This window comes from Streptomyces sp. NPDC031497 (assembly GCF_055580905.1).
On sequence record NZ_JBVIKO010000019.1, the window covers coordinates 90,537 to 99,895 of the forward strand.

The window sequence follows — 9,359 nt, forward strand, 5'->3', positions numbered from 1 at the left end:
TCCTGGAGTCGCGGTGATCATTCATCCCAATTTCACGGTGGAGCCATGGTGCCTGCGTGAAAACGAGCTGAACCTGGACCTGCTCGCCCAGAGCGAGTCGGTGTTCGCCCTGTCCAACGGGCACATCGGATGGCGGGGCAACCTCGACGAGGGGGAGCCCCACGGGTTGCCCGGCGCTTACCTCAACGGCGTGTTCGAGCGGCATCCGCTGCCCTACGCGGAGGCCGGCTACGGATATCCCGAGTCCGGCCAGACGATGATCAACATCACCGACGGCAAGATCATCCGGCTGCTGGTCGACGATCACCCGTGCGATCTCCGCTATGGCAAGTTGCTGGAGCACGAGCGGGTGCTGGACTTCCGAACGGGTGTGCTCAGCCGTACCGCGAGATGGACCTCGCCCGGCGGCCGTACGGTCCGGATCACCTCGCGGCGGCTGGTGTCCTTCATCCAGAGGGCGGTGGCCGCGGTGGTGTACGAGATCGAACCGGTCGACGGACCGACCACGGTGGCCGTGCAGTCCGAACTCGTCGCGAACGAACAACTGCCCCGCCTGGTGGGCGATCCGCGCGTCGCCGCGGCGATCGAGTCCCCGTTGACCTCGGAAGACAGCTTCGCGCAGGGAACCCGGCTGCGGCTGCTGCACCGCACCGACCGCAGTGCGCTCCGGGTGGGAGCGGCGGCCGACCATCTGATCGAAGGACCGGAGAGCACCCGCTGGACGGCGGAGAGCGAGCCCGACGTCAGCCGTCTGACGGTGACGGCGGACCTGACGCCCGGACAGCCGCTGCGGCTGTTCAAGTTCGTGGCCTACGGCTGGTCGGGGGAGCGTTCGCTGTCGGCCGTGCACGATCAGGTGGACGGAGCGGTGGCGGCCGCGGTCAGCACCGGCTGGGACGGGCTGGTGGCCGGGCAGCGGGCCTATCTGGACCGTTTCTGGGCCGGAGCGGACGTGGAGGTGGACGGGGACGCACAGATCCAGCAGGCGGTGCGCTTCGCTCTCTTCCACGTGCTCCAGGCGGCCGCCCGTGGCGAGAACCGGGCGATTCCCGCGAAGGGGCTGACCGGGACCGGGTACGACGGGCACTGCTTCTGGGACACCGAGTCCTATGTGCTGCCGGTACTGACGTTCACCGCTCCGGAGGCCGTCGCGTCGGCGCTGCGATGGCGGCACAGCATGCTGCCGGCGGCGCGGGAACGCGCCCGTGAGCTGAATCTGGCGGGGGCCATGTTCCCCTGGCGGACGATCGACGGTTCGGAGTCCTCCGCCTACTGGCCGGCCGGGACGGCTGCCTTCCACATCAACGCGGACATCGCCATGGCCGCGTTCCGCTACGTCATGGTGACCGGTGACGAGGAGTTCGAGCGGGGCGAGGGGCTCGACCTCCTCGTCGAAACCGCCCGACTGTGGCGTCGTCTCGGCCACCATGACGCGGACGGTGTCTTCCATGTCGACGGCGTCACCGGACCCGACGAGTACAGCGCGATCTCGCGGGACAACCTGTACACCAACCTGATGGCCCGCCAGAATCTGCGGGCCGCCGCGGACGTGGCCGCGCGTCATCCGGACCGGGCCGAGGAACTCGGTGTCGACGACGAGGAGACCGCCGGCTGGCGCGAGGCCGCGGCCCGCATGGCGGTGCCGTACAACGAAACGCTCGGCGTGCACGAACAGTCGGCCGGATTCACCAACCTCCAGCACTGGGACTTCGACGCCACCCCGCCCGAGCACTACCCGCTCCTCCTGCACTATCCCTACTTCGACCTGTACCGCAAACAGGTGGTGAAGCAGGCCGACGTCGTACTGGCGATGCTGGAGTGCGCGTGGGCGTTCACCGATGACCAGAAGGCCCGCAACTTCGCCTACTACGAGGCGTTGACCGTCCGTGACTCGTCTCTGTCGGCGTGCTGCCAGGCGGTCCTCGCAGCCGAGACCGGGCACCTGCGACTGGCCTACGCCTACCTCGCCGAGGCCGCCCTGATGGACCTCGACGACCTGGAGCACAACACCCGTGACGGTCTGCACATCGCCTCCCTCGCCGGGACGTGGATCGCCTTGGTCGCCGGCTTCGGCGGCATGCGGCGACACCTTGACGACGACGGGAGGCCGGGCCGGCTGGGGTTCGCACCGCGGCTGCCCGAGGCGCTGTCCAGGGTGGCCTTCACGGTGCAGGAACTCGGGCAGCGGCTGAAGGTCGATATCGGGCAGACCCATGTGCGCTACCGGCTGGTGGAAGGCGAAAAACCGCTGACCGTGCTCCACTTCGGTGAGCCGCTGACCGTGACCGTCGACGAGCCGGTGGAACGCCGTGTCCCGCCCGCGCCGGTCAACCCCGAGCCCCAGCAGCCCCGGGGCCGCCGCCCGGAGGGCCTTCCGGCCGAGGAGGAGCCCGGCGAAGAGACCCAGGACTGACGTCCTCACCCTTGGTCCGGCTGGCGCGCGCCGACAGGAGCGGGCACGTGTACCGCGCCGAGTGCGACAGGCGTGCGCACCGGGCCTCAAGCGCGGCAGACGCTCCGTGGGCCGCGGTCGGGCCGAAGGTGGCCCACCGGGGCGTCCGGGACGGCGCCATCGCTCCTGGGCCTACCGGGACCCCCGCCTCGCCGGGCTGAGCCCCGACCCCGAGCGGCTGCGCGAGGGCCTCGCCGCGGCGACGGTGGGGAGGTGGTGTGTACGGTCCGTCGGCGCGGGTGTCACCCGGCCGCGGCGTCGCGGGTGCGCTGGTAGTGGCGCCGTGCCTTCATCCGGTTGCCGCAGACGGCCATCGAGCACCAGCGGGCCCTGTTGGTCTTGCTGCGGTCTATGAGGAACAGGCGGCACTCCGGGTTGCCGCACGCGCGCAGCCGGCCCGGCATGGTCTCCTGCAGGGTGCTCCAGGTCAGCACGGCAGTCACCGCCATCCGGCGTTCCACGGGGGCGTCCAGCTCCCACGCCACCCCGTCCGACGACAGCCGCGGGCGCGAGGTGACATCCTCCAGCAGGGGGGCCAGCGAGGTGGCGGGCCGGTCGCCGCTCACCACGTCCCGCAGGAGATCGCGCGCCTGGAGCAGCTGCCGGTGCTCCTCCGCGCTGCCCGTGCCCCCGTGGCCCAGCTGCCAGGACCTGGCGGCCTCCGGTTCGGCCAGCAGGTCCTGGACCTCGCCGTGGACCACGGGCGTGCTGTTGAGGAGCTCCAGCAGCGTGTCCTGCTGCTCCCGGCCGGTCACCATGGCAGCCAGCCTCCTAACCGCATCGACTGGTTTGACAGGTTACATCAATGCGGATCTGTGGTCCTACGTCGATATATCGCCTGCGTGCCGGCCTTCGCATCCGTTCTCATATCTAACCATCAAAGTCGCGTTGACAGGTTAGATGGTCTGTGCTCGACTGAAGGAATAACCAGTCAAGGCTTCCAGAAGGGTTAGATCCATGGTTCCCGTAGTCCACCACCGCACCGCCACCGTCGACGGCCTCGACGTGTTCTACCGGGAGGCCGGTGATCCGCAGGCGCCCGTCGTGGTCCTCCTGCACGGCTTCCCGACCAGCTCGCACATGTTCCGCAACCTGATCCCGGCGCTCGCCGACCGCTACCACGTGATCGCCCCCGACCACATCGGCTTCGGCCAGTCCGCCATGCCGAGCCTCCAGGACTTCCCGTACACCTTCGACGCCCTCACCGACGTCACGGCCGGACTCCTCGACCAGCTGGGCGCCACCCGGTTCGCGATGTACGTCCAGGACTACGGCGCCCCCATCGGCTGGCGTCTGGCCCTGCGGGCCCCGGACCGCATCAAGGCGATCGTCACCCAGAACGGCAACGCCTACGAGGAGGGCTTCGTCAAGCCGTTCTGGGACGGCGTCTTCGCCTACACCGAGGCACCGGGACCCGAGACCGAAGCCGCCATGCGCGGCGCCCTCACCCTGGAGAGCACCCGCTGGCAGTACCTGAACGGAGTCGCCGACCCCAGCCTGGTCAGCCCGGACAACTGGGTGCACGACCAGGCCCTGCTGGACCGTCCCGGCAACGACGAGATCCAGCTCAAGCTCTTCCGTGACTATCCCACCAACGTCGACCTCTACCCGCGGGTCCACCAGTACTTCAGCGACTCCCAGGTCCCGCTGCTGGCCGTATGGGGCGCCAACGACGAGATCTTCGGCCCCGACGGCGCCCGGGCCTTCACCCAGGATCTGCCCAAGGCCGAGGTCCACCTCGTCGACTCGGGGCACTTCGCCCTGGAGAGCCATCTGGAGACCATCGGCGAGCTCATCCGCGACTTCCTCGCCCGCGCCCTCGCCTGACGGCTCCCTTCAGCACCCCCACCCGGGCACCCGGAAGGAAAAGCCATGGGACTGTCCTGGCAACAAGGCCCCCTCTCCACCGGTGCGACCGGACACTTCCTCACCCCCGAACCGCTGCCCGAACGCCTGCTGTTCGCCGAGCGGCTGCGTCGCCGCATGCGCGTGAGGTTCAACGGAACCTGGATCGCCGACAGCGAGGACGTCGTCCTGCTGCACGAACCCGGCCGTTACCCGGTCGCCTACTTCCCCCGGGAGCACGTCGAGGAGACGGCCCTCGTCGACGGCGGCAAGATCACCCGTCACCAGGACCTGGGCGACACCGCCTGGTACTCGGTGAGCGCCGGTGACCGCACCACCGAACGCGCCGCCTGGGAATTCACCGCACTGCCCCAACACGCCGGCGATCTCGACGGCCGTATCGCCTTCGCATGGCGCGCCATGGACGCCTTCTACGAGGAGGACGAACGCATCCTCGGGCACGCCGCCGACGCCTACCACCGCATCGACATCCGCACGACCTCCCGCAGCTGGAGGTCCGCGCCGACGGCACCGTCATCGCCCGTTCCGAACACCCCGTCGTGCTCTACGAGTCCGGTTTCGCCCCGCGCTGGTACGTCCCCCGCGCGGACATCGACGAGAGCCGGCTCCGGCCCGTCGAAGGCCAGACCTTCTGCCCCTACAAGGGCCTGTGACCGGCACCTGCCTGGCCGTCGACGGCGGCCGGCCCCTCAGGGTCGCCACGGGCACCTGACGATGTCGCGAACCGGCTCTGTCGTCTCGACCGTGTCCTACCGCCCCATTGTGTTGGACCTTGTGTCCCCCTACTGTTCGGCTTTGCCTGAGTCTGTTCGATGCTGATTGCTCAGGGGGATGGAGGCCGCAGTGCGAGGCAGTGGGATCCGTTCAGAGGTCGCGAGACCCGGTCGCCGTCGGTGGGGGAGGGCGCTCCTCGCGACGGCCGCGTCCATCGCTCTCGCCGTGGGGATGGCCGCGCCCGCCGCGGCGCGGGACGCCGGAAAGCAGACATCCGTCGCCACACCCTCCGACGCCCCTGCCGTCAGCCCGCAGGCGCACACGGTGAGTCTCGACGGCTACTCGTTCCTCGTCGACGGCAAGCGCACCTACCTGTGGTCCGGTGAGTTCCACTACTTCCGGCTCCCGAGCCAGGACCTGTGGCGGGACATCTTCCAGAAGATGAAGGCCGCCGGCTTCAACTCCACCTCCCTGTACTTCGACTGGGGATACCACTCGCCCAAGCCGGGCGTGTACGACTTCACCGGAGTGCGGGACGTCGACAAGCTCCTCGACATGGCCCAGGAGGCCGGCCTCTACGTCATCGCCCGCCCGGCGCCGTACATCAACGCGGAGGTGGACAGCGGCGGCCTGCCCGGCTGGCTGACCACCAAGGCCGGGAACAACCGCAGCGACGACCCGCGGTTCCTGAAGTACGCGGACGAGTGGCTGACCCAGATCGACCGGATCATCGCCCGCCACCAACTGACCAACGGCACCGGGTCGGTCATCGCCTACCAGGTCGAGAACGAGTACTACAACGGCTCGGCCGCCGGCCGCTCCTACATGCGGCATCTGGAGGACAAGGCCCGCGCCGACGGCATCACGGTACCGCTGACCGGCAACAACAACGGCACCTTCAACTCCGGTACCGGCGCACTGGACGTCGACGGCCCGGACTCCTACCCCCAGGGCTTCGACTGCTCCAACCCCTCGAAGTGGAACGGCGTCCCCGACATCAGCTACGACCACCCGGCCGGAAAGCCGCTGTACTCACCGGAGTTCCAGGGCGGCGCCTTCGACCCCTGGGGCGGACCGGGCTACGACAAGTGCGCCCAGCTGATCAACGACCAGTTCGCCAACGTCTTCTACAAGCAGAACATCGCCGTCGGCGCCACCGCCCAGAGCTTCTACATGACCTACGGCGGCACCAACTGGGGCTGGCTCGGCATGCCCGAGAACTACACGTCGTACGACTACGGGGCCGCGATCCGCGAGACCCGCCAGCTCGATCCCAAGTACTACGAGGACAAGCTGATCGGGTACTTCACCCAGTCGGTCGCCCCGCTGACCGAGACCGAGGCGATCAGGGCGACTCCGCCGGACGACTCCGCGATCGTCGACACCGCCCGGATGAACCCCGGCACCAGGACGCAGTTCCACGTCCTGCGGCACGGGAACTCCACGTCCACGGCCGTCGACAAGACCCACATCTCGCTGGACTTCAACGCCCAGCCGACCGGGGACACCACCTACACCTGGGACGACCCCGACTCCGCGCTGCAGTACGCCGGTTCGTGGTCGCACGTGGCCGACACGAGCTACACCGGCGGCGACTACAAGCACACCGAGTCGTTCTCCAACAAGGCCGGCGACTCGCTCACCGTCCCCTTCGACGGCACCGCGATCCGCTGGATCGGCTCGAAGACGAACAACCACGGCAACGCCGACGTCTACCTCGACGGCACCAAGGTGGCGACGGTCGACGACTCCGGCAGTGAGAGCCAGGCGGTGCTCTTCCAGAAGACCGGCCTGGCACCCGGCGCGCACACGCTGAAGATCGTCGTCGCCGGGAACCACAGCTCGGGGTCCACGGACAACTACGTGGCCGTCGACGCCATCGACGTACCGACGGGCGACTCCGCCGCGGAGCCGACCTACCCGGTCGTGCCGCAGCAGCCGGGCACCGCGATCACGCTCGACGGGCGCGACTCGCACGTCATCGTGGCGAACTACCGGCTCGGGGACGCGCAGTTGCAGTACTCGACCTCCGAGATCATGACCAGCGCGACCATCGGCGACCGGGACGTCGCCGTGCTCTACGGCGACCCGGGCAGCGACGGCGAGACCGTCCTTCGCTACGCCTCCAAGCCCACCGTGACCGCCACCGGCGGCACGGTCACCACCACCTGGGACGCTGCCACCGGCGACCTGCGGCTGAACTACACGCACAAGGGCCTCGTCCGCATCAGCATCAGCGGCGGCGGACAGCGCCCGCTGCTGCTGCTCGCGGGTGACAAGGCCACGGCGAAGACCTTCTGGCGCCAGGACACGGCGTCCGGCCCGGTGCTCGTACGCGGCACCCACCTGCTGCGGACGGCGACCAGCAAGGACGGCGGCCACACCGTGGCGCTCACCGGCGACAACGCCGACGACAAGAACATCGAGGTGTTCACCTCCGCCGCCCATGTCACCTGGAACGGCAGGACCTTGGGCACCGAGGCGACCGACACGGGAAGCCTGACCGGCACCATCCCGGTGGCCGCCCCGATCCACCTGCCGGCGCTGACGAACTGGAAGCACGCCGACGAATCCCCCGAAGCGGCGCCCGCATTCGACGACTCCAGCTGGCAGGTGGCCGACAAGGCGACCACCAACAGCGTCTCCGGCGTCAACACACTGCCGGTGCTCTACGCGGACGACTACGGCTTCCACACCGGCAACACCTGGTACCGCGGCCGCTTCCGCGCCACCGGCAAGGAGACCGGCATCCACCTGGTCTCGGACTCCGGCGGAGACGCGCAGGCGTTCTCCGTCTGGCTCAACGGCACCTTCCTGGGCAGCTCCACCACGGGCAGCGGCGACTTCACCTTCCCGGACGGCGCGGTGAAGTCCGAGGGCGACAACGTCCTGTCCGTGCTCACCGTGAACATGGGGCACGAGGAGGACTACAACTCCACCAACGGCAACAAGACCGCGCGTGGCCTGACCAGCGCCTCCCTCGTCGGGGCGCCGCTGACCTCCGTCACCTGGCGGCTCCAGGGCGTACGCGGCGGCGAGGACCTCCAGGACACCGTGCGCGGACCGCTCTCGACGGGCGGCCTGTACGGCGAACGGGCCGGCTGGTCCCTGCCGGGCTACCCGGACCGGAACTGGACCCAGGTCTCCCTGCCCACGACCGACACCCGTCCCGGCGTCTCCTGGTACCGCACCGACGCCGACCTGGACCTGCCGCACGGCCAGGACACCTCGCTGGGGCTGACGTTCACCGACGACCCGGCCCGCAAGTACCGCGCCACGATCTTCGTGAACGGCTGGCAGGTCGGCAACTACGTCAACTACCTCGGCCCCCAGCACACCTTCCCGGTCCCCGACGGCATCCTGAACCCGAACGGGCACAACAGCATCGCCATCGCCGTGTGGAACCTCGACGGCAGCACCGGCGGCCTCGGCAAGGTCTCGCTCACCGACTACGGCAGCTTCGCCTCGTCCCTGCGCGTCGCACAGAACGACAGCCCGCGCTACGACGCCCGGACCTACGCCATGCCGAAGCGCCCGGGAGCGGACGTCACCCTGGACGTGCCGGACACCGCCCAGCCGGGACAGGCCTTCACGGCCGAGGCGACGGTCGACGTCCCGAAGGACCGGGCGTCCGCCTCCCGGCTGACGGCCTCGCTCTCCGCGCCCGACGGCTGGAGCGTGAACGCCACCAGCCCCACATCGGTCGACCGGCTGCGACCCGGCACGTCGGCCGCCTTCACCTGGCAGGTCCGCCCGCCGGCCGGGACGCTGCCGTCCGCCTCGGCACTCACCGCCACGATGCGCTACCGGCAGAACGGCCGGGAGGCCACCGGCACCGACGAGCGCATCATCGGCGGGATCCCGCCGGCACCACCGGCCGGGAAGAGCGCGGTGAGCGACCTGACGTTCCTGTCGTCCACCAACGGATGGGGCCCGGTGGAGCGTGACAGCAGCGTCGGCGAGCAGGCCGCCGGCGACGGGCGTCCGCTCACCATCGCCGGTGTCGGCCATGCCAAGGGCCTGGGCACCAACTCCGTCAGCGACGTCCAGCTCTACCTCGCCGGGCAGTGCTCGCGGCTGACGGCGGACGTCGGCGTCGACGACGAGACGGGCGGTGCGGGCACGGTGACGTTCTCCGTGATCGCCGACGGCAGGACCCTGGTGACCACGCCGACGATCCGCGGCAAACAGGCCGCCGTGCCGATCGACGTCGACGTCAGCGGCGCCCAGGTGATCGACCTCAAGGTCGGTGACGCGGGCGACGGCAACGGCAACGACCACGGAGACTGGGGGACACCGACACTGACGTGCGCCTAGACCGTCACCG

At 69.6% G+C, this 9,359-nt stretch carries 5 protein-coding genes; 4 read left to right on the forward strand and 1 reads right to left on the reverse strand.

The window, feature by feature from the left end:
* Window positions 1-13 precede the first annotated feature (13 nt).
* Window positions 14-2,413, forward strand: a complete 2,400-nt coding sequence (locus ACZ5K7_RS32840) for a glycoside hydrolase family 65 protein (RefSeq protein WP_468919022.1) — start codon at window positions 14-16, stop codon at window positions 2,411-2,413.
* Window positions 2,414-2,694: 281 nt separating this feature from the next.
* Here the strand turns inward: ACZ5K7_RS32840 and ACZ5K7_RS32845 are convergent, their stop codons facing one another.
* On the reverse strand, window positions 2,695-3,210 hold the full coding sequence (locus tag ACZ5K7_RS32845; protein WP_468919024.1) for a CGNR zinc finger domain-containing protein: 516 nt from the start codon (window positions 3,208-3,210) through the stop codon (window positions 2,695-2,697).
* Between the two features lie 199 nt (window positions 3,211-3,409).
* Between ACZ5K7_RS32845 and ACZ5K7_RS32850 the strand changes: the two genes are divergently transcribed.
* The 3 genes from ACZ5K7_RS32850 (at window position 3,410) to ACZ5K7_RS32860 (ending at window position 9,349) form a co-directional block, all read left to right on the forward strand.
* Entirely contained in the window at window positions 3,410-4,279 is an 870-nt protein-coding gene (locus ACZ5K7_RS32850; protein WP_468919026.1) for an alpha/beta fold hydrolase, read from the forward strand.
* Window positions 4,280-4,324: 45 nt separating this feature from the next.
* Entirely contained in the window at window positions 4,325-5,137 is an 813-nt protein-coding gene (locus ACZ5K7_RS32855; RefSeq protein ID WP_468919028.1) for a DUF427 domain-containing protein, read from the forward strand.
* Between the two features lie 126 nt (window positions 5,138-5,263).
* Window positions 5,264-9,349: a beta-galactosidase gene (locus ACZ5K7_RS32860; protein ID WP_468919030.1), complete on the forward strand. Its 4,086-nt coding sequence runs from the start codon at window positions 5,264-5,266 to the stop codon at window positions 9,347-9,349.
* Window positions 9,350-9,359: the final 10 nt, after the last annotated feature.